General features: G+C 71.3%; 1 protein-coding gene. It reads right to left on the bottom strand.

Going from position 1 to position 530, the window contains the following annotated elements:
• The coding region (locus tag RF644_RS18845; RefSeq protein ID WP_368797670.1) for an amino acid permease at positions 1-530 on the bottom strand (530 nt) is incomplete at both ends.

Below are 530 nucleotides of genomic sequence, written 5' to 3'. Positions count from 1 at the left end.
GTCGGTCTCGGCGGCGGCGATGGTGACGACCTCGAGGCCGCTGAAGGCGAAGACGACGGCGAGTACGCCGGAGATCACGCCGGACCAGCCGCCCGGCAGGAAGCCGCCCTCGCCGGTGAGCCGGGTGAGGCCGACCGGGTCCGTGTCCGGCAGCAGCCCGAAGATCGCCAGGGTGCCCAGCGCCAGGAAGAGCACGATCGCGCCGACCTTGAGCGCGGCGAACCAGAACTCGAACTCGCCGAAGTTCTTCACCGCCGCCAGGTTGGCGACGGTGAAGACCACCATGAACACCAGCACCCAGCCCCACTGGGGGACGGCGGGTGCCCAGCCGTGGGCGATCGCCGCGGCGGCCGTCGCCTCCGCCGCGAGCACCACCACCAGCAGGAACCAGTACACCCAGCCGACGCTGAACCCGGCCCAGCGCCCGAGGGCGCGTTCCGCGTGCACCGAGAACGAACCGGAGGCGGGCATCGCGGAGGACATCTCACCCAGCATCCGCATCACCAGCATCGCGAGGGCACCCGCGATCA

The organism is Kocuria sp. CPCC 205258, assembly GCF_040981005.1.
Classification (GTDB): Bacteria; Actinomycetota; Actinomycetes; order Actinomycetales; family Micrococcaceae; genus Kocuria; species Kocuria rosea.
Note: the sequence above shows the minus strand (reverse complement) of the source record. Positions and strands in the feature narration are given on the sequence as shown.